Consider the following 22,909-nt stretch of genomic DNA (forward strand, 5'->3'; position numbering starts at 1 on the left):
TCCGCCTCAGGGACGGCAGGCGGTGAGCAATGTCTCCACCTCGTCGGACAGGGCCAGGGCGAGCCGATCAAGGTCCGGCACCGCCTTCGCGTCGGCGACCAGGCCGTAGTGGACCTGTCCGCGGTACGTCGAGACGGCCACCGCCAGGGAGTGGCCGCGGGCCAGCGGCGCCAGCGGATAGACCTGGGTGAGCGGGTGTCCGCCGAGCCGCAGCCCGAGGCTCGGCAGGGGGACGCTGGTGACCAGGATGTCGAACCAGAGCCGGGCGGCCCCGGAGACCAGCGGCCCGCCGAGCCGGTGGCCCAGCGCCGGCACGTGGTCGGCGAGCAGCGCCACGGCACCGGCGCCGCGGCCGGGCCCGGCGTCCTTGTTGCGGTCCATGGCGCAGCGGACGGCGCCGAGGCGGGAGAGCGGGTCGGGATCGCCGACCGGAAGCCTCATCAGGTACCCGGAGAGCCGGTTGCCCGGTGGCTGGGCGGTGCGCGGGCGGCGCTTGGAGACGGGGATCAGCGCCCGGGGCGCGACGCCCTCGCTGCCGTCGCCGCGCTCGTCCAGCCAGCGGCGCAGGGCGCCGGCGACGACCGCGATGAGTACGTCGTTGACGGTGCCGCCGGTGGTCTTGCGGACGTGGTGCACGTCGTCGAGGTCGACGGCCACGCCCGCGATCCGGCGGGTCCCGGAGGACCGGGCGGTGAGCGCGGCCGAGGAGCGCACGTCGAGGGTGGACAGCGCCGCGGCGGCCCCGATGTCCAGGGCGCGGCCCGCGTCGGAGAGGGCACCGCGCAGCCTGTCCGGCAGGGTGCGTACGTCCGGCAGGAGTCCGCGTGGCGGCTGCTCGGGGCGGGGCCGGGGCGCGGGCAGGTCCATCGGGTCGAGGATCCCGGCGGCGAGGGTCAGGGCGCGCAGGCCGTCGGCCAGGGCGTGGTGGAACTTGAACAGCACGGCGAAGGACCCGCCGTCCGCGCCCGGCAGCACGTGCGCCTCCCACGGCGGCCGCCCGCGATCGAGGGGGCGTTCCATGAGGCGTCCGGCCCGGGCGTGGAAGTCCGTGGTCGGGGCGTGCAGCCGCACGTGGTCGAGCGGGTCGAAGCGGGGGTCGGGCTCGCGGGTGGCGCCCCCGAACGCGAACGGCCGGCGCAGGGCCAGCGGCGGCTGCCAGGTGTCCCGGATCCGCATCCGCAGTCCGGGCACCGCGGGGGCACGGGCCGCGAGGAGGTCCGCCGCGTGGGCACCCGCGGTGGGCGAGCCGGCCTCGAACACACCGAGCGCGCCCAGGTGCATGGGGTGCTCGGGGGACTCGATGTTCCAGAACGCCAGGTCGAGGGGAGCGAGCGGATCGGGAGTCACGGGCTTGCCTCGCAAGGACGACGCAGGGACGACGCGTGGGCGACGGATGGACAAGCAGTCAATCGCCTTCCGCCGATTACGGTCAAGTATGATCAGGCTACGCACAGTTAACAAGAGATCGAAGTCCCGCCCCTTTCGGTAGGGGCGGGACTGCTGTCGCTCATGGGGCGTCTGTGCTCACGTCAGCTCACGTCAGCGGCGGCGGTACCGCCTCTGCCGCGGTACCCCACCCGGACGGCTGCGGGCCGACCGTGAACGTGAGCGACCGGACGGAACGCAGGGCGTCGGTCGTCAGCCAGGTGCGGGCGTAGGCCGAGCCGTCGGTACGGGCCGACTGGATGTACCGGTCGGTGTCCGTGGTGCCCGGCGCCGAGACCGTGAGTGCGCCGCGCGGGTAGTAGCGGCGGTCGAGGGTGAGGTCGACGCGGTCGAAGACCGGCGTGGACAGGCCCCAGGTGTCGTGTCCCGGCTGGATCGGGAAGATCCCGATCGAGGACAGCACGTTCCAGGCGGACATGGTCCCGAGGTCGTCGTTGCCGGTCATGCCGGTCGGCGTGTCCGTGAACAGGGTGAGCGCCGCGTGCACCACGTCGGTCGTCTTCCAGGGCTGCCCGGTCGACAGGTAGGTGTACGGGGCGATGAGGTCGGGTTCGTTCTGCGGGTTGTACTTGTCGGCGTTGTAGTAGTCGTACGGGCCGTTCACCCATACCTCGCGGGCCGTCTTCGCCGGGTCCTCCAGGAGCTGGTCGTAGGCGAAGAAGGAGTCCAGCCGGTCGTTCGCGGCCCCGGTGCCGCCGATGAGGTCGATCATGCCGGGCAGGTCCTGCGGCACCAGCCACTGGTACTGCCAGGACGTGCCCTCGTGGAAGCCCTCGCTCTGCGCCGGGTCGGCCGGTCCGGTGAAAGCGCCCTCCGCGTCGCGGGCGCGGAAGAAGCCGGTCGAGGGGTCGAAGACGTTGCGGTAGCTCTGGGCGCGTTCGGCGTACCGTTTCGCGTCCCGGTCGTGGCCGAGGTCGCGGGCCATGCGGGAGAGCATGGCGTCGGACAGGGCGTACTCCAGGGTGGCGGAGGCGCCGTGGTCGTAGTCGGAGTCGCCGGGCTTGGCGTGCGGGCGGCCCTTGACGTAGGGGGCGAAGCCGTCGGCGAGGTACTCGCGGTTGGCCTCCCGGCCGACGGCCGGCGAGTCGGCGGGCGGAACCCCGTCGGCGTTCTTCCGCAGCGCCCGGTAGGCCCGCTCCTCCCAGCCGTGCAGCAGGCCCTGCTGGTAGGCGTTGGTGAGGAAGGGCGTCACGGGGTCACCCGTCATGATGTTGGTCTCGACGGTGCCGTAGCCCCACTTGGGCAGCCAGCCGCTCTCCTCGTCGATCTTGATGACGGAGATCGCCATGTCGCGGGCCTCGCGGGGCGCGAGCAGGGCGAGGAGCTGGGACTGGGTGCGGTAGGTGTCCCACAGGGACCAGTTCTGGTAGTACGTGAAGCCCTTGGCCCGGTGGACCTCCTGGTCCCAGCCGGTGTAGCGGCCGTCGACGTCGCTGCCGACGTTGGGCGCGAGGAACGACCGGTACAGGGACGAGTAGAAGGTCCGGCGCAGGGTGTCGTCGCCGCCCCGGACCCGGATGTCGTCCAGCCGCCGCTCCCAGGTGCGCTGTGCGCCGTGGCGCACGGAGTCGAAGGAGTGCCCGCCCTCTGCGCGGAGGTTGAGCGCGGCGCCGCGCGCGTCCACGTAGGACAGGGCGGTGGTGGCCTCGACGGTGCGGTCCTCGGTGGTGTCGAAGCGGACGTAGGCGCCGTCGCCGCCGGTCTTCGCGCCCGCGGTCACCGTGCCGTCGTCCCAGGTGCCGTAGGAGGCGAAGGGCCGGTCGAAGCGGGTGATCGTGTAGACGGTGTAGGGCTCGGTGTCCTGGCAGAAGCCGCTGCCGGTGATCGCGGTGCGCACGGTGCGGCTGTCGAGGACCTCGACCTGGGTGCCGAGGCCGCGGTGCAGCGACTGGCCCGCGTTGAGCAGGACGTTGGCCTTGTCGGTGGCCGGGAAGGTGTAGCGCTGCACTCCGGTGCGTGCGGTGGCGGTCAGTTCCGCGTCGATGCCGGAGCCGAGGCCGACCCGGTAGTAGCCGGGGCTCGCCTCCTCGTCGTCGTGGCTGAAGGAGGCGGCGTACTTCGCGTAGTCCGTCTCGGTGACGTCGCCAGTGGTCGGCAGCACCGGCAGGTCGCCGCCGAGGCCGCAGCCGACCCCGGAGAGGTGGACCAGGGAGAAGCCGCGGATGTGGGTGTCGGAGTGGTCGTAGCCGGTGTTGTGGCCGGTGTCCGGCGAGAACTGCACCATGCCGAAGGGCACGGCCGCGCCGGGGTAGGTGTTGCCCTCGTTCTCCGTCCCGATGAAGGGGTTCACGAAGCCGGTCAGGTGCTGGGCGGTCGTCGGGGCGGCCTGCGCCGCCGGGGCGGTGAGCAGCGCGGACGCTGCCACCACCCCGGCCACGCACAGGCGCAGACGCCGGGTGCCTCTCATGTGCGGTGACCTCCGGAAGGTCTGCTGTGTCGTGCGGTTCCTCGTACGGGTGGTCAGCCGGTGCATCCCGCCGGGGTGGGCTGGGACGCGTCGTGGATGAGCGCCTCCTGGGCGGCCTTCACCCGGCCGGCGTCCGGCTTGAGGACCTTGCGGTCGTAGGTCGTCAGGCCGTTCAGCTCGCCCTCGACGTCCGAGATCTGGGTGTAGACCGCGCCGTTGCTGCCCCGGCAGACCAGGGCGCGCACCTCGTCGAGCTTGGTGAGGTAGCCGTCCGTGTACGTCTGGGGGTCGACGTCGACGTACGACTGCTGCACGGACCAGGCGTGGCCGGGCACCGCGAGGCCGAGGCCGCCGTACTCGCCGGTGACCAGGGCGCGTTCGCCGTCCGGGGAGGGCGGCAGGGCGGGGCTCGGATAGCCGTGCTCGTCCATGATGTCGCCGGCGCCGCCGTCGGCCCCGAGGTTCAGGCCGGACATGTTGTTGACCAGGCGGCTCGGGTCCCAGGCCTTGGCCTGCGCGGCGACGCGGCCGACGTCGTACTGGCCCCAGCCCTCGTTGAAGGTCACCCACATGATGATCGACGGGTGGCTGATGTGTTCGTCGATCATCTCCTTCATCTCGCGCTCGTACTCGGCGCGGGCGGCGGTGGACGGGTTCTTCCCGGCGGTCATCGCGGGCATGTCCTGCCACACCATCAGGCCCAGCCTGTCGGCCCAGTAGAACCAGCGGTCGGGCTCGACCTTGATGTGCTTGCGCACCGAGTTGAAGCCGAGCTGCTTGTGCAGCCTGAGGTCGTACGCGAGGGCCTCGTCGGTGGGGGCGGTGTGCAGTCCGTCCGGCCAGAAGCCCTGGTCGAGGGTGGCCATCATGAAGACGGGCGCACCGTTGAGCATGGTGCGCGGCACGCCGTCGACCTTCTCGACGGCGATGGAGCGCATCCCGAAGTAGCTCTCGACGCGGTCGTGTCCGACGGTGACCTTCAGGTCGTACAGGAACGGGTCGTGCGGCGACCACAGGTGCGGGTCGCGGATCTTCAGGGTCAGCGGCTCGCCGGTGCGTCCACTCACCGTGGCGACCTTGCGGTGCCCGGCGTACGCCGTGGCCCTGATCCGTACACCGTCGCGCACGCCCTTCGGCTCGACGGTCAGGGTGCTCGCCGCCCCGTCGACGTGCGGGGTGAGCTTGAGGGAGTCGGCGTGGTCCCGGGCGACCGGCTCCATCCAGACCGTCTGCCAGATGCCGGAGCTGGGCGTGTACCAGATGCCGCTCGGGTCCAGGCGCTGCTTGCCGAGCGGCGGGTTCTCGCCGTTCGCCGCGTCGGTCGGGTCGTAGACGCCGACGATCAGCTCCTGGGTGCGGCCCGGCTTGAGGGCGTCGGTGATGTCGGCGCCGAACTTGTCGTAACCGCCCTTGTGGTCGGCGACCTTCGTGCCGTTGACGTACACCTCGGACTGCCAGTCGACGGCGCCGAAGTTGAGCTTCAGCCGCCTGCCGGAGCCGATGTGCCAGTCGCGCGGCACCGTGAAGGTACGGCGGTACCACATGCGGTCCTCGTGCCGCTGCAGACCGGAGAGCTGGGACTCCACCGGGTACGGGACCAGGATGCGCTCCCCCAGGTTCCTGCCGACCGGCGGCTGCTCGCCGGCCTCGGCGGCGGCGAACTGCCAGCGGCCGTTGAGGTTCAGCCAGTCGTCACGCGTCAGCTGCGGGCGCGGGTACTCCGGCAGGGCGTTGTCCGGGCCCACCTCGTCGGCCCAGTCGGTGCGCAGCTGGTAGGTGGACTCGTTGCCGCCGCTGCTCCAGAAGGCGTTGACAACGTTGCCTTCGGCGTCGGTGAGGCCGCCTTGCCCGTCGTAGCGGACGTCGGCGGTGCCGGGCGCGTCGCCGTTCTTGTTGCCGACGACGGGTTCGTCGAGGGCGACGAGCAGGGCGCTCGGGTCGGCGGGGTCGACCTCGGTCTCGCCCAGGGGCCACTTGGCGCCGCCGATCACCGCTTCGAGGTGGTCGGTGAGGCCGGCCGGGGCCGCGGCGAGGGGGCTCGCGAAGTCGAGCCTGAGGGTGCGGCCGCTGGGCTGGACCGTGGTCGCCGTCGCGCCGTCGTAGTCGTAGCCGTCGGGCAGACGGAAGGCCGACTGCGGGATCGCCTCCTTGCTGCCGCCGGGCTCCGTCCAGCGCAGGTGGAGGTTGGAGCCTCCGTAGTGCTCGAAGTACTCCAGCTTGATGTCGTAGGACTGACCGGCCGTCAGCTCGACGGGCTGGGCGGTCTGTTCGCGGTCCCAGTCGTCGACCCAGTGGTCGATGGCGAGCTGTCCTCCGACCCAGAGGCGGAAGCCGTTGTCGCCGATGACCGAGAAGGTGTGGGCGCCGGTCTTCTCCGGTACCAGCTCGCCGGTCCAGCGGACGTTCACGTCGTCCGACTGTCCGGTGGCGAAGGCGAGTCGCGGCTCCAGGGTGTTGAAGTCGACCTGCGGGTCGAAGCCGGTCGCCTTGAGTTCGTGGAAGTCGAAGGCGCCGGGGGCGGACTGGGTGTAGTACTCGCCCTTCAGGCCGTGGATCTCCCCGCTGTCGTTGTCGTCGGCCGCGTTCGCGGCCGGGACGGCGGCGAGTCCCGCGACGCCGAGTGCGGCGGCGAGCAGCAGCGCGAGTCTGTCTCTGAGTCGTTTGGTGCGCACTGACCCTCTCCTCGGGAACGGGTGGTGGCTGATGGCTCAGGACATCGATGTCATACATCGATGTAACGGCGGATGTGCAGAGGCATGACAACACGGATTCCGCTTGACGTCCAGGGACATGACAACGCCCCGGGCGCAACGCGCACCTCACGCGGCCCGGGGCCGTCGCCTGTCCGTCAGGGGACCCGCTGCCCCTTGCCCAGCGCGATCACGCCTCCCTTGGAGACGGTGTACAACTCGGCGTCCCGCTGCGGGTTGACGCCGATCGTCGCGCCCGGCGGCACGTCCACGTTCTTGTCCAGTACCGCCCCGCGCACCACCGCGCCCCGGCCGATGCGCACGTTGTCGTGGAGCACCGAGCCCTGCACCACCGCCCCGGGGTCGACCACCACGCCCGGCGAGAGCACGGACCGGGTGACCTGCCCCCGGATCAGACAGCCCGCGCTGATGATCGACTCGCTGGCGATGCCGCCGGCGTTGAAGCGGGCGGGTGAGAGCTGGGCGGTGTGGGTGTAGATCGGCCAGTCCCGGTTGTAGAGGTTGAAGGCGGGCCGCTCGGCGATCAGGTCCATGTGCGCTTCGTAGTAGGCGTCCAGCGTGCCCACGTCCCGCCAGTAGCCCTGGTCCCGGGTGGTCTCCCCCGGCACGTGGTTGGCACTGAAGTCGTACAGCGCTGCCTCGCCCCGGTCGGTGAGCTGGGGCAGGATCGAGCCGCCCATGTCGTGCACGGACTCCTCGTCCTCGGCGTCCCGGTGCAGGGCCTCGATGAGAGCCTTGGTGGTGAAGACGTAGTTGCCCATCGAGGCGAAGACGCATCCGGGGTCGTCGGCGAGACCGGGAGGGTCGGCGGGCTTCTCCAGGAAGCCGGTGACGGTCTGCCCGTCCGAGCCCGGCGTGATCACACCGAAGGACGGCGACTCGGCGCGCGGGACGCGTATCCCGGCGACGGTGACGCCCGCGCCGGACTCGACGTGCTCGGCGAGCATCTGGCGCGGGTCCATCCGGTACACGTGGTCGGCGCCGAAGACCGCTACGTACTCGGGCTGTTCGTCGTAGACCAGGTTCAGGGACTGCAGGATCGCGTCGGCACTGCCCAGGTACCAGCGCGGGCCGAGACGCTGCTGGGCGGGGACGGGCGTGACGTAGTTGCCGAGCAGGCTGGACATCCGCCAGGTGGTGGTGATGTGCCGGTCCAGGGAGTGCGACTTGTACTGGGTGAGGACGCAGATCCGCAGGATGTCGCCGTTGACCAGGTTGGACAGCACGAAGTCGACGAGCCGGTAGGTGCCGCCGAAGGTGACCGCGGGTTTGGCTCGGTCCGCGGTCAGGGGCATCAGGCGTTTGCCCTCTCCGCCCGCCAGCACGATGCCGAGCACCGAAGGACCTCCACGACGCATGGCCGCTCCCCTCACCCTCGTCCTCGGCCGCCCCGGTGCGGGGCGGCGTTCAGGCCTGCTTGACGATCTCCTCGTAGAGCCGGACCGTGCGGCGCGCGACCGCGTCCCAGCCGAACTCCTCCACCGCGCGCTCCCGGCCCGCCTCTCCCATCCGCCGGGCGGCCCGCGGGTCGCCGAGAACGGAGTCCAGTGCGCGCGTCAGGCCCGCCTCGAACTCGTCGTCCCCGTCACCGCCTCCACCGTCTCTGGTCACGAGTACCCCCGTTTCGCCGTCGGCCACGACCTCGGGGATGCCGCCGACCCGGGATGCCACCACGGGGGTGCCGCAGGCCATCGCCTCCAGGTTGACGATGCCGAGGGGCTCGTACACGGAGGGGCAGACGAAGACGGCGGCGTGGGTCAGGAGCTGGATCACCTCCGGGCGCGGCAGCATGCGCGGGATCCAGTGCACTCCCTCACGGGCGCGGCTCAGCTCGGCGAAGAGGGCGCGGAACTCCCGGTCGATCTCGGGCGTGTCCGGGGCTCCCGCGCACAGCACGACCTGCGCGGCCGGGTCGATGTCCCGTACGGCGCGCAGCAGGTGAGGCACGCCCTTCTGACGGGTGATGCGGCCGACGAACAGGACGTACGGGCGGGAGCGGTCCAGACCGATCCGGTCCAGCGCCCCGGTGCCGTGGTCGGGCCGGTAGAGCCCGGTGTCGATGCCGTTGTGCACGACGTGGACCCGGGAGGCTTCGATGGCCGGGTAGCAGCCGAGGATGTCCTCGCGCATGGCGCCGGACACGGCGATCACCGCGTCGGCCGCCTCGACCGCGGTGCGCTCGGCCCAGCTCGACAGCGCGTAGCCGCCCCCGAGCTGTTCGGCCTTCCAGGGGCGCAGGGGCTCCAGGGAGTGGGCGGTCAGCACGTGCGGGACGCCGTGCAGGAGCTTGGCGAGATGGCCGCCGAGGTTGGCGTACCAGGTGTGGGAGTGGACCAGTTCGCGGTCCTCCAGGCCGGCGGTCATGGCGAGGTCCACGGAGAAGGTGCGCAGCGCGTCGTTGGCTCCGTCGAGCGCGGACCAGGGGCGGTGCCGCAGCACGCCGTCGGCACGGCCCTCGCCCCAGCAGTGCACGTCCAGGTCGACGAGGCGGGCGAGCTCCCGGGCGAGGAACTCGACGTGCACACCGGCCCCGCCGTACACGTCCGGCGGGAACTCACGGGTCAGCAGTCCCACGCGCACCCGGTACCTCCCGTCTCCGTGGCTGGTTCTCTCATGGTCACCCACACGGGGCGCCTGGGGAAGAGCGCGGGGGCCCCGGCGGCCGGGAGAAGCAGCAGTCGCCGCAGACCCCGCCACCCGGTACCCGGTAGTAGAGGCAGCAGCTGCGACGCCGGAAGGAGGTGCCGGCGAGGGCACCGGTGCCGGCCAGCAGCGGGTGGGCGAGCAGGGAGGCGGTCAGCGTCCGGACGCGGGCGGCGGTTTCCTCGCGGCCGTCGCGGCGGGCCCAGCGGTCCAGTTCCCGGCCGGCACCGGCCAGGGCGGAGGCCGCGTTGCCCCACAGCAGGCCGGTCGCGACGCCGTACCGGGTGTGCACGGCCGCGGTCAGGGGCGCCAGGTGGGCGGTGAGCACGACGTCCGCGGCGGTCTCGGTGTCGTCCGTCAGTGTGCGCACCTCGCCGAGCCACAGGTCGTCGGGGGCGGTGGCGTCGGGGTCCCAGCGCAGCAGGCCCGGGTCGAGGTCGGGGACACGGCCGTAGAGGGCGGCGCAGGCCAGCGTCACCGACCACAGACGGGCCGCGAGCCCCTGCTGGGCCACTGAGGCGGCGACGCGGGTCTCGGCGGCACCGAGCGCGGCGGCGACCTTCCGGACGCGGAAGCCCAGCGGGTCCTGCCCGGCCGGGACTTGAACGTCCGGCGCCGTGTGCGCGTACGGGGACGCGTAGGCGTGCGCGAGGGGTGCGAAGGCGGCGGGCGACCGGGGCGGCGACGGCCGCGCGCCGTGCAGGACGAAGAAGCCGCCGAGCGGGCGGAGCGAGGCGAGGGCGGGGTCGAGATCCACGGAGAGCAGTAGTATCAAGGCCCCTGAGGGGCCGGGCCAGGGGTCGGAGCCGGAAATCGCCCACCCTGGGGAGGACGGCGGCGCCGTCGTACTCCATCGGTAGTAGGACTCGAAGAATGCTCAGGGACGACGACGGGAAGACCCTGAGACGGCATCGTGTTGTCCATGGATGACGACCGTTCGCCGCGCCGGGCCCACAGCCCCCGCCTCACGCAGAGGAGCAGCCGATGAGCGCCCTCGCGTTGTCCGTGCTGCTGTCGCTCGTCTCCGCCGTGGCGTACGCGGGCGGAGCGATCGTGCAGGAGCAGGTCGCGTCGTCGTCCCCGGGTGTTCAGTACGCTCCGCTGCGCCGGCCCGCCTGGTGGGCGGCGGTCGGGCTCAACGGCCTCGGCGGTCTGCTGCACGTCGTCGCCCTGGCCCTCGGTCCGCTGAGTCTGGTGCAGCCGCTGGGAGCGCTCACCATCGTGTTCGCGCTGCCCATGGCGGCGTTCTTCGTGGGCCGCAAGGCCGGTGCCACGGCCTGGCGGGGCGCGCTGATGGCGACGGTCGGTCTCGCCGGTCTGCTGTCCCTGGTCGGCGCGTCCGACGCACAGTCCCTGGACACGGCGCAGCGGGTCGGGGCGGCGCTGGTCACCGGGGGTGTGATCGTGGGACTGATGATCGCCGGCCGGGCCGCGCACCGGCACCCGGCGGTCCGCAGCATCCTGCTGGCGACCGCGTCCGGCATAGCCTTCGGCATGTCCTCGGTCTTCACCAAGACGGTGGCGGTCGACTGGACCGGCGGGGTGTCCGCCGCCGACCTGCCGTCGCTGGCCGTGATCGGCGTACTCGCCACGGCCGGCATGGTGCTGTCGCAGGCCTCCTACCGGGGCGCCGGTCTCGCGGCGCCGCTGGCCACACTGACGGTCGTGAACCCGGTGGTGGCCGCCGTGGTCGGCATCACGATGTTCGGCGAGACGTTCCGCCACGGCACGACCGGCACCGCGCTCGCGCTGAGCTGCGGTGTGGTGGCCGCCGGCGGTCTGATCCTCCTGACGACGGAGCGGATCGCGCGGGAGGGCACCGGCGCGGCCACGCCTCGCGCGGCGGACGCCGTGGCCCTTCCGGCGGCCGGGGCGGCCGAGGAGGCAGCCGTCGCGACGCCGGCCGGGCTGGTGCCCGTCGGGGCGGCTCCGGTGGCCCTGCCGGCCGGGGAGGCGCTGGTCCGGGGCGGGGGGAAACGGGGGCAGCGCGGCGCCGCGGCGGCTCCGGTGCGCCGGCTGTCCGGCAGCAGAATCTTCGTGCCCTCCCCGGTGGCGCCGCCGGTTCCGGGCCCCGCCCCGGCCGAGGAGGCGTACGACGCCCGGACACCGGCGGAGAGCGACGACACGACGCTCTCCTACGGCCCCTTCTACGGCGGTCCGTTCGTCCCGCCGCCCATGCTCGGCCGTCGACGGGTCCGGATCAGATCCTGACTCCGCCGGCCCGCAGATACGCCACCGGGTCGACGTCCGAACCGAAGCCGGGCCCCGTCCGCACCTCGAAGTGCAGATGCGGGCCCGTGACGTTGCCCGTGGAGCCGGAGCGGCCGAGGCGCTGACCGACACCCACTTGCTGGCCGGCCTTGACGGAGATCGCCGAGAGGTGCGCGTACTGGGAGTAGCGGCCGTCGCCGTGCCGGACCACCACCTGGTAGCCGTACGAGCCGCCCCAGCCCGCGCTGACGACCCGGCCGGCCGAGACGGACTTGACGGAGGTGCCGGTGGGGACGGGGAAGTCGACACCGGTGTGGTAGCCCTTCGACCAGGAGGAGCCCGCCTGGTGGTACGGCGTGCCGGTCCCGGCGTCGACGGGGGCCACGACGGCTTGGCGGGTGGTCGCCTTGCCGGACTTGGCACCGGCCTTGGCCCTGCCGCTGTCGGGGGACGACTTCTTCGGCGCCTTCTGCCGCTCCTGCTCCTCGTGCTGCCGCTCCTGCTCCTTGTGCTGCTCGGGCTTCTTGTGCTGCTCCGGCTTCTTGTGCTGCTCGGGTTCCTTCTGCCGGGTGTCCTGTTTCTGTCGCTCCTGCCGCGGCTGGGTCGTGCTCGACCCGGTGCCGGACGCCGTGGTGGCTCCCTCGCCGCGCATAGCCAGGTGCTGGCCGGGCAGGATCAGGTCGGGGTCGGAGCCGATCGCGCCGCGGTTGGCCTCGTACAGGCGCTGCCAGCCGCCACGGACCCGGTGGGCGTCGGCGATGCCGGAGAGTGTGTCGCCGGTGACCACCGTGTACATCCGGGCCCTGCCCGCCCGGGACTGCGGTGTGGTCTGGGGCTGGACGTCCTTCACCGAGCCGGACTGCTGCGCGGACTCGCGTGCGGGCCCGTCAGCAGGCTTGTCGGTGGACTTCTCGCGCGTCTTCTCGCGTCCCGCTCCCCCGGCCGGCCGGATGTCGGGTGTGTCGCCACCCCGGGTCAGTCCGGCCCGCTGCGAGCACACGGGCCAGGCTCCGGGGCCCTGCCCGTCGAGCACCTGCTCGGCGACGACGATCTGCTGGTCCTTGGTGGCCAGGTCGGCACGCGGCGCGTACCGGGTGCCGCCGAACGCCTCCCAGGTGGACCGGGTGAACTGCAGCCCGCCGTAGTAGCCGTTGCCGGTGTTGATGTCCCAGTCGCCGGTGGACTCGCAGGTGGCGACCTTGTCCCAGGTCGCCACGTCGGCCGCGTGCGCCGTGCCGGTACCGATGAGTGGCAGGGCCAGGCCCGCTCCCCCCGCGGTGACGGTCAGCGAGGCGCGGTTGATCCTGTTCGGCTGATACCGGCGGTGCCGGCCGCGTACGGCCATGGAGGTCCCCCTCGACATTGCGTCAGGAGGGGCAAAAGTAAGCGCCGCGAACAGGCCATGACAAGACGGCAACCGGCCGGTTGGGCATGCCTGGTGGCCGGGAACGGGCGGCCGTCGGCCCGATGTACGCCGCCCGCTGAGGCACCCGGCACCGTCCGCCCGTACCGGAGTGCGGCGAAGCGAAAAGTGTGACCGGCGTACCGGCACGTCAGCATGGCCGAAGGGCGAAACCGGCAATACTGGCGGGACCGGCACCGGCGATACGGATACAAGGCACCACAGTCAATACAAGGCACCACAGTCACAGGGCACGACAGACACCAAGGCCACTAGGAGCCAACCCAATGAGCACTACAGCGCAGATCGGCGTCACGGGTCTCGCGGTCATGGGCCGCAACCTCGCCCGCAACTTCGCCCGCAACGGCTACACCGTCGCGGTGCACAACCGGACCGCGTCGCGCACGGACGCACTGGTGGCAGAGTTCGGCAGCGAGGGGGACTTCGTCGCGACCGGGACCGCCAAGGAGTTCGTGGCGGCACTGGAGCGCCCGCGACGCCTGGTGATCATGGTGAAGGCCGGTGACCCGACCGACGCGGTGATCCGGGAGTTCGCCCCGCTGCTCGAGTCCGGAGACATGATCATCGACGGGGGCAACGCGCACTTCGCGGACACCCGGCGCCGGGAACGCGAACTGCGCGAGCAGGGCATCCACTTCGTCGGCACCGGCATCTCCGGCGGAGAGGAGGGCGCGCTGCACGGCCCGAGCATCATGCCGGGCGGCTCGAAGGAGTCGTACGAGTCACTCGGTCCGATGCTGGAGAAGATCTCGGCCAAGGCGGCGGACGGGGCACCCTGTGTGACGCACGTGGGTCCCGACGGCGCCGGACACTTCGTGAAGATGGTGCACAACGGCATCGAGTACGCCGACATGCAGCTGATCGGCGAGGCGTACCAGTTGCTGCGCGACGTGGCCGGATACTCCCCCGCGCAGATCGCCGAGATCTTCCGCACCTGGAACACCGGCCGCCTGGACTCGTACCTGATCGAGATCACGGCGGAGGTGCTGTCGCACGTGGACGCGGCGACGGGCAAGCCGTTCGTGGACGTGGTGGTCGACCAGGCGGAGCAGAAGGGCACGGGCCGCTGGACGGTGCAGATCGCCCTCGACCTGGGCGTGCCGGTGTCGGGTATCGCGGAGGCCGTCTTCGCCCGTTCCCTGTCCGGGCACGCGGCGCTGCGCGACGCCTCGCGGGGACTGACGGGCCCGAAGGCGTCGCCGCTCGGCGAGTCGGAGGCGGCCGACTTCGCCGACCGCGTCGAGCAGGCGCTGTACGCGTCGAAGATCGTGTCGTACACGCAGGGCTTCCACGAGATCGCCGCGGGCAGTGAGGAGTACGGCTGGGACATCGACCTGGGCGCGGTCTCCTCGATCTGGCGCGGCGGCTGCATCATCCGCGCGGCCTTCCTGGACCGCATCCGCGCCGCGTACGACGCCCGCCCGGACCTGCCGAGCCTGCTGTCGGACGAGACCTTCGCCCAGGAGATCGCCGCCGCGCAGGACGACTGGCGCGAGGTCCTGGTCGCCGCGACCCGGCAGGGCGTACCGACGCCGGGCTTCGCCGCCGCCCTCGCCTACTACGACGCCCTGCGCGCCGAGCGGCTCCCGGCCGCGCTGACCCAGGGACAGCGGGACTACTTCGGGGCGCACACGTACCGCAGGACGGACCGGGACGGCGCGTTCCACACGCTGTGGGGCGGCGACCGGTCGGAGGTGACCGCGTAGTCCGGGACCTTCGGGGGGGTGATGGGGTCGCCGGAGCGGTGAGGCCGGCGGAGCGGTGAGGCCGGCGGAGGCGGCGGGCGGCTGTCGGCGGGATGCGCCCTCCGCCTCCCTCTGCCCTCCACGCACGTTCCTCGTTCGGGCGGGCCCGTCCCCCGGGCGGGCCCCGTGGCTCAGGCAGGCCGTGGCTCAGGTGAGCGGTGGTCCCGGTTCAGGGTTGGGCACGGGCTCGGGCCCCGGCGGGATCGGTGACGGCGCGGGCCCGGGAGGACCGGGAGGCTCGGGCGGTGGCTGCGGGCCGGGACCGGGCGGCGGAGGGGTCGGCTGCGGGCCGGGTCCCGGAGGCTGCGGTGTGGGTTCCGGACCGGGGCCCGGGGGCGGAGGCGGAGGGGCCGGCTGTGGGCCGGGAGCCGGTGGCGACACCGGCTCCGGGTCCGGACCGGGTGCGGGTCCCGGTGTGGGCCCGGGTGGAACGGGATCCGGATAGGGGTTCGTCATGGCGCTGTCCTCCGGCCATCGGTCGACGTCGGCTCTGGACTTGTCCCCCGCCTACCCGACGGCCGCCTCCCCCACTCACTCCCCCGCATGAACCTGCGGGCCCAGGTGGCCCAGGCGCAGCGCCACCGCCGCCGCCCCCGCCGCCGCCGCCCCCGCGGCCAGCCCCGGAGCGGGGCTGGCCAGCACGGGGACCCGGGCCCTCGTAGACTGCCTGGGCGGCGCCATGGAGGCCCGGGCCAGGACGATCGCGTCCGCGCCGGTCACGGAGTCGGCCACCTCGGTCACCCGTCGCAGGTAGCCCACGGTGTCACCGGCTTCGAACCGCCGCCACGCGCCGTCCACCCGCCGGGGCCGCACCTCCACGGGACGGTCCGCGCGCCGCGCCTCCTCCTCGATCAGTGCCACCGTCGGAGCGAGCGGGCTCTCCAGGGCGGCGAGGACGAGGACGCGCGGACCGGCGGCCACCGCGGCGGCGGCCATCGGCCGGTCGACGCGCAGCACCGGCACTCCGACCCGGGCGGCGGCCGCCTCGGCGACGCCCCCGACGGTCGAGCAGGTGCACAGTACGGCGTGCGCCCCTTCCGCGACCGCCTGCCTCAGCACCGCCGCGACGGCGTCGGTCACCGCCTCGGGTCCTTCACGCCGCGCCCACTCCAGGAGCCCGGTATCGACGTGATGCCGCAGTTCCAGGCCGGGATGTGCCTCGTCACGCAGCGCCTCGAAGACCGGCACGTGAACGGGCGAGGTGTGCACCAGCGCCAGCACGCCCGTTCCCGTTCCCGTTCCCAGGAGGTCTCTTCGTTCCCCACGCTCAGAACAGCCCGGGATGGGCCACGAGCCACTCCTTCGCCGCGCGCAGCAGCTCCGGATCGGCCGCGGGCGCCTCGTCCGGGTGGCGCTCGGCCCACTTCACGACGTACGGGCACAGCGGGGCGACCGGGGCACCCTCCCGCCGCGCGAGGTCGTACAGCTCACGGGTCAGGGAACCGGCGATGCCCTGGCCCTCGTGGGCCGGCTCGACGATCGTGTGGACGGGGACGAGGGCCCGCTCGGGAGCGTCGAGGAAGAAGTACTCGGCGCGGCCGACGACCTCTCCGGCCGCGACCGCCTCCAGCCGGCCGGCCGCCCGGTCGTCACGGATCTCGATGTCAGTCACGGCCACGCTCCTCGTTCCCGCAGGATCGGTGGGTCAGGCGGACACGGCCTGAGGGCTGCGTTCCTGGTCCGAGCCCGGTACCGGCTCGGACGCGTCGGCACCCAGGGCGACGATACGATTGTCGCCGTCCACGTGCACGACCCGGGGCCGCAGCGACCGTGCCTCGGCGTCGGTGAACTGGGCGTAGCTGATGAGAATCACCAGGTCACCGGGGTGGACCAGATGGGCAGCCGCCCCGTTGATCCCGATCACGCCGGAACCCCGCTCGCCTTCGATGACGTACGTCTCCAGCCGGGCGCCGTTGGTGACGTCCACGATGTGCACCAGCTCACCGGGCAGCAGATCGGCGGCGTCCAGCAGATCGGCATCGATGGTCACGGAACCGACGTAGTGCAGGTCGGCCTGGGTCACGGTGGCGCGGTGGATCTTGGACTTGAACATTGTACGCAACATCGGGGCACTCCCACAAGTAGGCTCCCTGCCTGCGTTTTTGCAGGTCAAGGGCTGTTTCGACACCCTACAACGAGTCGCATGTTCGGGCAGCTTTCCCCGGGTTTTTCAGGACTCATGCTGACCACTTGCTGACTTCTCTGACGCCTCGTCAGGTGACAGAGGGAGGACTTCGCCCTCTCTCGCGGACCCCATCATGGCGACGACCCAAGCCTACGCAGCACCCCCGAAGGGCGTCCGTGACCACCGTCACGCGGACGTCTGGACGGCAGTCAGGAGCGAAGGCGCTCGGCCGCAAGTCGGACCACGCGCCTCCAAGGGTCCGCCGGCCCAGGCCCCTCGTATCCCGCCCAAAGGAGCAGGCGCCCACAGCTCCGTGAATCCGGGTGGCCGGAGCAGCGCGGCAACATAGCGGGGGATCGCCGGTTGGCCAAAGCGGCGATTCTCACGACCATGGCTGTGGCTCGTCCGGTGACTCTTGGCGGTGGCACAGGGCGGGTGTCAAGGACGTTTGGAATTCGGCCAGAGCAGAGCGCGAGCCGCTGCCGCTATCAGGCTCAGGCCAGCCTCAAGGAGCCATCTTGCCCGTGGAACCGCAGTCGCACCCCGACCAGCTCCGCACCGATATCGACTCGTCGCGCAGGCGCCGTAGGGGTCTGTCAAACGAACGGCTCTGGCCCGTAATCGGTGGTAACGCTGCGTAGTAGTCATTGGAGGAGGATGCGGTGCGGAGCAGGGGGAACCCGGCTCGGCCGTGCATCTGTCTCATGATCCGTTTGGTTCGGGTGTTGACGCCCTCGGTGCGGCCGTTGTGGTAGGGGCGGGTGAGGCCGGCGTCGACGGCGGCGCGGTCGAGTTCGAGGCCGTTCGCGAAGGAGTGCAGGTGGGGCAGGTCGACGATGCGCGCCCTGGTGATCCAGTCGGTGAGTTTGGCGTCGTTGCCCTCCGCTGGAGTCAGTAGCTGAGCGAACTCACCGGTGAGGCAGCTGAGTTCGTGCATCTCGACGCAGGCTGCGGTGAGTTCCCGCAGTAGTGCGGTGTCCTTGTCGCGCAGGTTCTCGGGGCGGGTGAGCAGGAGCCGGGCGAAACGCTGCGGGGTGGTGACCGGCTTGTCGCCCTCGGCGCGGCCCTGGGTGAGGTAACGGACCAGGAGGTTGGCGCTGCCGGTGTAGCCCAGATCCTTGATCTCGCGCAGGAGGTGAGTGACGGGCACGGGGGGGTCTTCGCTCCGGCGCCGGCGCAGGTGGTCGCGGTAGGGGTCGACGAGTGTGGGCTTGTAGCGGGGTGCGCGGCGGTCGCCGGTGGGCTCCTTCATCCGGGCATACCGCTTGACGGTGTTCAGGGCGACGTCGAGGCGGCGGGCGCATTCGAGGAGGCCGACGCCCTGGTCGAGCAGGTGGTGGACCCGCTGCCAGCGCTCGCGGGTGGTCTGCTCGCGCACGCCCCCGGGTCGGGTGGGGTTCACAGCAGTGGCCCAGCAGGCGGCGTGGGAGCGGACTTCGGCCAGGACCTTGCCGCACAGATTGGACCAGAGATGCCACCGGTCGCTGACCTGCACCGCTTCGGGCAGGGCTTGGCGAATCGCTTCGGCGTAGGTGGCGGAGCCGTCGCGGCAGACGTACTGGGCCCCGGGGTGCTCGCGCAGCCACGTGGTCAGGGTCTGGGCTGCGGTCGGGCAGGACGTCGATCCGCTCGCCGGTCTCTGCGTCGATGATCACGGTGGCGTAGCGGTGCCGGCGTTTGAGTGCGAAGTCGTCGACGCCGGGCACGCGCGGGACGCGCAGCGGTGCCACCACCTGGCACATGAGTATGCGCAGGGCGGTCGAGCGGGAGATCCCGCAGGCCAGAACGAGGGAGAGGCGGGCGCCCGCCCGGCCCGCTAACTCCCGCACTACCGAGCCCAGTTGGCTGGTCAGGCGGTTGGTGCGGCGCTGGTAGCGCTCCACGACGCCGGGAACCTGCTCGCGGAATGTCTGCCGCGGGCAGTCGAGAACCGGGCACACCAGGCGGCGGACCCGCACCGAGACGGCGATCCGCCGCCCGTCCACCGGCACGTCAGTGAGCATCCGCCTATGAAACCCGTGCACCCGCGCTGTTCGCGTCCCGCATGCGGGACACGGCACCGGATCATCCCGGGTCCGTGCCGACACCCGGATGACCTCACCCTCGCCCGTCACCCCCTCGATGACCAGGGCCGACAATCCTGAAAACACTATCGCCACAAGCTCATTGACATCGCGCACACCATGCCAACGATGACTGTCACCCTTAGTTACCACCCATTACGGGCCAGAGCCGATTAACCGATAGGCCCTCGTTGTGGACCGTTCGGCCCTCGCGTGCCGCGCGGCACGCGCGGTTGCATAGACACCCGAGGACACCCAACGACACCGGGGATGCTCCCGCGCCGGCGCGCGAGCATCCCGGAGAAGCCGGAGGGCCGCTGTCGTGACGCACAGGGGAGCTATCGGGGACGGACCGAGGCCGAAGGCCGACGGTGTCCGTCGACTGCTCGAACCGGCACTGCTGGTCACGACGACGGTCGCCCTGCTGAGCGGCGGAATTGCCTGGTCGGCCGGGAACCAGAACGTCGCCGACGCCTGCTGGGCGGCCGGCACGGTGCTGGCCGTGGTGCCCGCCGTGGCCTGGGTCGTGGCCGCACTGCGGAAGGGACGGGCCGGCGTCGACCTGATCGCCGTGCTGGCGCTGGCCGGAGCCCTCGCGGTGGGCGAGTACCTGGCGGGTGCGCTGATCGCGTCGATGCTGGCCATCGGCCGGGCTCTGGACGCCGCGGCCGAGCGGCGGGCCTCCCACGACCTGCGTGCCCTTCTGGAGCACGCCCCCCGCTCGGCCCGCCGCCGGACGGGCCGCCGGGTGGCAGTGGTCCCGCTCGCCGATGTCGCCGTGGGCGACGTTCTCGTGATCGGCACAGGAGACGTGGTCCCCGTCGACGGCAGGGTCCTGGCCGGTACGGCGGAACTCGACGAGTCCGTGCTGACCGGCGAGTCCGTCCAGATCGAACGCGGCACGGACGAAGCCGTACGCAGCGGCGTCGTCAACGCGGGCGGTGTCTTCGAACTCCGGGCGACCGCCGCCGCGCAGGACAGCACGTACGCGGAGATCGTACGGCTGGCTCAGCACGCGGGTGCGGAGCGGGCACCGACCGTCCGGCTGGCGGAGCGCTACGCGGCCTGGTTCCTGCCGCTGTCGGTGGGGTTGGCCGGTCTCGCCTGGCTGCTGAGCGGATCCGCCGTACGGGCGGTCGCCGTCCTGGTCGTGGCGACCCCCTGCCCTTTGCTGCTCGCGGCGCCGGTCGCCATCGTCTCCGGACTGTCCCGGGCGGCCCGCCGCGGTGTCGTCGTCAGGGATGGCGGCGCGCTGGAGCGCCTGGGCCGGGCGCGCACCCTGGTGATGGACAAGACCGGCACCCTGACCGCCGGCCGACCGCGCGTCCTGGCGGTCGCCGCCGCCCCGGGGCGGTCCCCGTCCGACGTGCTGCGGCTGGCCGCCTCGCTCGACCAGGTTTCTGCGCATGTGCTGGCCGACGCGATCGTCCGCGAAGCACGAGCCAGGGGCCTCACGCTCGCCATGCCCGCCGATGCCACGGAGGAACCCGGACGAGGACCCGCCGGCACCGTGGAGGGCCTCCGCCTCGGACTCGGCAGGTGCGGCATCCCGCAGACAGCACTCCCCGACTGGGCCTGCGCCGTGGACAACCGTGCCGTTCTCGACGGCGCCGCCATCGCCTGGCTCACCGTCGACGACGCCCTCGCCGGCGCCGTCCTGCTCCAGGACCCGCTGCGCCACGACGCCCCGCGCACCGTCCGTCGCCTGCGGTCGGCGGGGTTGACCCGGCTGCTGATGCTCACCGGTGACCGTGCCGAGCCCGCCCGCGAAGTGGGAGCGGTGCTGGGCCTCGACGAGGTCCGGGCCGGTCAGCTTCCCGCCGGCAAATGAGACGCGGTTCGCGGGGTTGATGACGGGTGTGGTCCTGCAGCCACTGGCCGCCCGCGGTACCGAGTTGTTCGCTGGCGTCGTCCAGGACGAGGTCTTCGGCCCGCTCGTCCTGTTCGGGCTCGGCGGTACGGCGACCGAGATACTGGCTGACCACGCGGCCCGCCTGGCCCCCCTGACCGACCGCGACGTGCACGAACTGATCACCTCGCCGCGGTGTGCCCCGCTGCTGCTCGGCACGAACGGGAGCACGCCCGTCGACCTCGAAGACCTGGAACAGCTACTGCTGCGGCTGTCCCGGATGGCGGCGGACCTGCCGCAACTCGCTGAGGCCGACTTCAACCCCGTCCTTGCGGCACCGGGCGGCGTCACCGTGCTCGACGCGCGGGCACGCCTGCTGCCACGTCGCCCCCAGGACCCGTATCTGCGCCGGCTGCGCTGAGAAGGGAAACGGCCATGAGGCACAACAAGGTCGGCTCCGTGATGACCACGCAGGTCGTCCGCGCCGCGTACGGCACACCGTTCAAGGAGGTGGCCCGACTGCTCGCCACCCACGGGATCAGCGGACTGCCGGTGGTGGACGAGGACGACAAGGTCATCGGTGTCCTGTCCGAGACGGACCTGCTGATGCACCAGGCGACCGTTGCCGACTCGTACGAGCCGAAGCACCGCGTGCGGCTCGGCGAGCTGACGCCCGGCGGCAAGCGCCAGGCCGCCAAGGGCAAGGCACGCACTGCCGCCGAGCTGATGACGCAGCCGCCCGTCACGGTGCACGCCGACGACACCATCGTCCAGGCCGCCCGCACCATGGCCCAGCGGCACGTGGAACGGCTCCCCGTCCTCGACTAGGAGGACCGGCTCGTCGGCATCGTCACACGCCGCGACCTCCTCCAAATCTTCCTGAGGCCCGACGCGGAGATCCGCGACGAGGTGATCAAGGAAGTCCTGGTGCACGCGCTGTGGCTGGCGCCACGCAGTGTCGAGGTCACCGTGGCGGAGGGCGTCGTCACGCTCACCGGACACATGGAGCGCAAGAGCGAGACGGAGATCGCGCTGTCCATGACCCGTCGGACAGATGGTGTGGTCGATGCGGTCAACCGGCTCACCTACCGACTCGACGACGCGCGGCTGCGCACCGACGACCACGCACTGCACGGCGTAGCCGACGACTGGCTGCGCCGGATGTGAAAGGAGGCGGACCGCCATGACCGGCACCGTGTTGGTCACCTACAACGGGGCACGCCGCCTCGTGAACGAGAGCCCGCACGACCTCGCCCCACTCCGTACCGGGCCTGCGGCCCACGACGACCAGTGCGGCGCTGTCGGACTGGTGGAGGAGAGCCTGAGCCAGAGGGAGCACAAGCACGTCCTCGAGCACCGGCACCTCCGGGCATCTTTCACGCCACGGGCGCAGCGCGTCGGCCGGGAGCTTCACCTCGTGGTCCTTCCAGGTCGCCCGGTCCCTCTCCGGCACGCCGAAAGGCCACTCGGCGGCACAGGAAGGAGGCGGCCAGGCATGCACCAGCTGTGCGCCGACGGGCCGGTACGGACAAGAATCGCCCTTTCCATCACAGTCCGCCTTTTCCGGCGCAGCGGGACGCGCACCTCGCAGCACAGACTGGCGTGCGTCTTCGCGCCCGGGCAGGGGCCGAACGGCCCGCAGCGCCGGGGCGGGCGGGGCAGCCGCGTATCCGACACGCAGGGAAGCTCCAGGCCGCCCTCGGCCTGGAGCCCGGGATCCGTGGCGTGGTCAGCCGGTTTTGTGGCCCCATCGCGGTCCCACCAAATCCCATTCCCGGTCCCACCCGTCGATGCGGCGCCGGTCGAGCCGCCACCGGGCGACCGCTCCGGCGCCGACCACCAGGCCGGCGAGGGCGGTCGCGGCCGCGGTGGCCAGGAAGCCCGACTCGATCGCGGCCTCCGTCGAGCCCGTCGGCGCGGGGGTGGTGCCGCCGATCGCGGTGACGCCTCGCGGCACGTCGTTCAGGAGCACGGCCCGGACAGACCGTCGCTCGGCTCGCTGCTGCTCGAACACCTCTCCCGCGGCGTGGGCCGTCACCAGCCCGACGACGGTGCCCCCCCACGGCGACGATCGCCCACACGGCCAGCACGATCCAGGCCTCGATGATGTCGTCATGCCGCCGCAGCGGATTGTTCCGCCACCGCCACAGCCGCTTCTTGGCGTACTCGCCTTTGGGCATCGGTCTGCACCTCCCTCTCGTCGTCGTGGTGACACATCCGGAGGTCGCAGCCGGCGCCCTGTCCCGACATGGGCCGACGAGGTGCCGCCGCAGGGCCGGTCGGGAC

At 72.1% G+C, this 22,909-nt stretch carries 12 protein-coding genes and 5 pseudogenes; 5 read left to right on the plus strand and 12 right to left on the minus strand.

Annotated elements, in window-relative coordinates:
- Positions 1-6 precede the first annotated feature (6 nt).
- From ACGFYH_RS13605 to ACGFYH_RS13630, 6 genes are all read right to left on the minus strand, one after another.
- Entirely contained in the window at positions 7-1,347 is a 1,341-nt protein-coding gene (locus ACGFYH_RS13605; RefSeq protein WP_393803304.1) for a wax ester/triacylglycerol synthase family O-acyltransferase, read from the minus strand.
- Positions 1,348-1,534: 187 nt separating this feature from the next.
- Positions 1,535-3,853 carry a GH92 family glycosyl hydrolase gene (locus ACGFYH_RS13610; RefSeq protein ID WP_393803305.1) on the minus strand — a complete coding sequence of 773 codons (2,319 nt, stop codon included), beginning with the start codon at positions 3,851-3,853 and terminating at the stop codon, positions 1,535-1,537.
- A gap of 53 nt (positions 3,854-3,906) precedes the next feature.
- Positions 3,907-6,525 (minus strand): PA14 domain-containing protein, encoded by a 2,619-nt coding sequence (locus ACGFYH_RS13615; protein WP_393803306.1) that lies wholly within the window; start codon positions 6,523-6,525, stop codon positions 3,907-3,909.
- Positions 6,526-6,701: 176 nt separating this feature from the next.
- On the minus strand, positions 6,702-7,922 hold the full coding sequence (gene glgC, locus ACGFYH_RS13620; RefSeq protein WP_393803307.1) for a glucose-1-phosphate adenylyltransferase: 1,221 nt from the start codon (positions 7,920-7,922) through the stop codon (positions 6,702-6,704).
- 49 nt (positions 7,923-7,971) lie between these two features.
- Positions 7,972-9,144 (minus strand): glycogen synthase, encoded by a 1,173-nt coding sequence (gene glgA, locus ACGFYH_RS13625; RefSeq protein WP_393803308.1) that lies wholly within the window; start codon positions 9,142-9,144, stop codon positions 7,972-7,974.
- Positions 9,145-9,181: 37 nt separating this feature from the next.
- Positions 9,182-9,964, minus strand: a complete 783-nt coding sequence (locus tag ACGFYH_RS13630; protein ID WP_393803309.1) for a (2Fe-2S)-binding protein — start codon at positions 9,962-9,964, stop codon at positions 9,182-9,184.
- 227 nt (positions 9,965-10,191) lie between these two features.
- Between ACGFYH_RS13630 and ACGFYH_RS13635 the strand changes: the two genes are divergently transcribed.
- Positions 10,192-11,418, plus strand: a complete 1,227-nt coding sequence (locus ACGFYH_RS13635) for a DMT family transporter (RefSeq protein WP_393803310.1) — start codon at positions 10,192-10,194, stop codon at positions 11,416-11,418.
- Here ACGFYH_RS13635 and ACGFYH_RS13640 read toward each other — a convergent pair.
- Complete coding sequence (locus ACGFYH_RS13640) at positions 11,408-12,763, minus strand: transglycosylase family protein (RefSeq protein WP_393803311.1); 1,356 nt, start codon at positions 12,761-12,763, stop codon at positions 11,408-11,410. The genes ACGFYH_RS13635 and ACGFYH_RS13640 overlap by 11 nt on opposite strands.
- A 344-nt stretch (positions 12,764-13,107) precedes the next feature.
- Between ACGFYH_RS13640 and gndA the strand changes: the two genes are divergently transcribed.
- Positions 13,108-14,547: an NADP-dependent phosphogluconate dehydrogenase gene (gndA, locus tag ACGFYH_RS13645; RefSeq protein WP_393803312.1), complete on the plus strand. Its 1,440-nt coding sequence runs from the start codon at positions 13,108-13,110 to the stop codon at positions 14,545-14,547.
- Between the two features lie 570 nt (positions 14,548-15,117).
- Here gndA and ACGFYH_RS13650 read toward each other — a convergent pair.
- The 4 genes and pseudogenes from ACGFYH_RS13650 to ACGFYH_RS13665 all read right to left on the minus strand — a co-directional run bounded on the left by ACGFYH_RS13650 (position 15,118) and on the right by ACGFYH_RS13665 (position 18,861).
- Positions 15,118-15,807: an aspartate/glutamate racemase family protein gene (locus tag ACGFYH_RS13650; protein ID WP_393803313.1), complete on the minus strand. Its 690-nt coding sequence runs from the start codon at positions 15,805-15,807 to the stop codon at positions 15,118-15,120.
- 46 nt (positions 15,808-15,853) lie between these two features.
- Complete coding sequence (locus ACGFYH_RS13655) at positions 15,854-16,198, minus strand: GNAT family N-acetyltransferase (RefSeq protein WP_393803314.1); 345 nt, start codon at positions 16,196-16,198, stop codon at positions 15,854-15,856.
- A gap of 33 nt (positions 16,199-16,231) precedes the next feature.
- Entirely contained in the window at positions 16,232-16,651 is a 420-nt protein-coding gene (panD, locus tag ACGFYH_RS13660) for an aspartate 1-decarboxylase (RefSeq protein ID WP_393803315.1), read from the minus strand.
- Positions 16,652-17,355: 704 nt separating this feature from the next.
- A pseudogene (locus ACGFYH_RS13665) lies at positions 17,356-18,861 on the minus strand (ISL3 family transposase).
- 253 nt (positions 18,862-19,114) lie between these two features.
- Here ACGFYH_RS13665 and ACGFYH_RS13670 point away from each other — a divergent pair.
- The 3 pseudogenes from ACGFYH_RS13670 to ACGFYH_RS13680 all read left to right on the plus strand — a co-directional run.
- Positions 19,115-20,602, plus strand: a pseudogene (locus tag ACGFYH_RS13670) (heavy metal translocating P-type ATPase); the annotation flags it as partial.
- 1 nt (position 20,603) lies between these two features.
- A pseudogene (locus ACGFYH_RS13675) lies at positions 20,604-21,044 on the plus strand (acetate--CoA ligase family protein); the annotation flags it as partial.
- Between the two features lie 14 nt (positions 21,045-21,058).
- A pseudogene (locus tag ACGFYH_RS13680) lies at positions 21,059-21,790 on the plus strand (CBS domain-containing protein).
- A gap of 562 nt (positions 21,791-22,352) precedes the next feature.
- On the opposite strand, the pseudogene ACGFYH_RS13685 reads toward ACGFYH_RS13680, so the two are convergent.
- Positions 22,353-22,803, minus strand: a pseudogene (locus ACGFYH_RS13685) (hypothetical protein).
- Positions 22,804-22,909 lie beyond the last annotated feature (106 nt).

The sequence above is a fragment of the Streptomyces sp. NPDC048392 genome, from assembly GCF_043200575.1.
GTDB lineage: Bacteria > Actinomycetota > Actinomycetes > Streptomycetales > Streptomycetaceae > Streptomyces.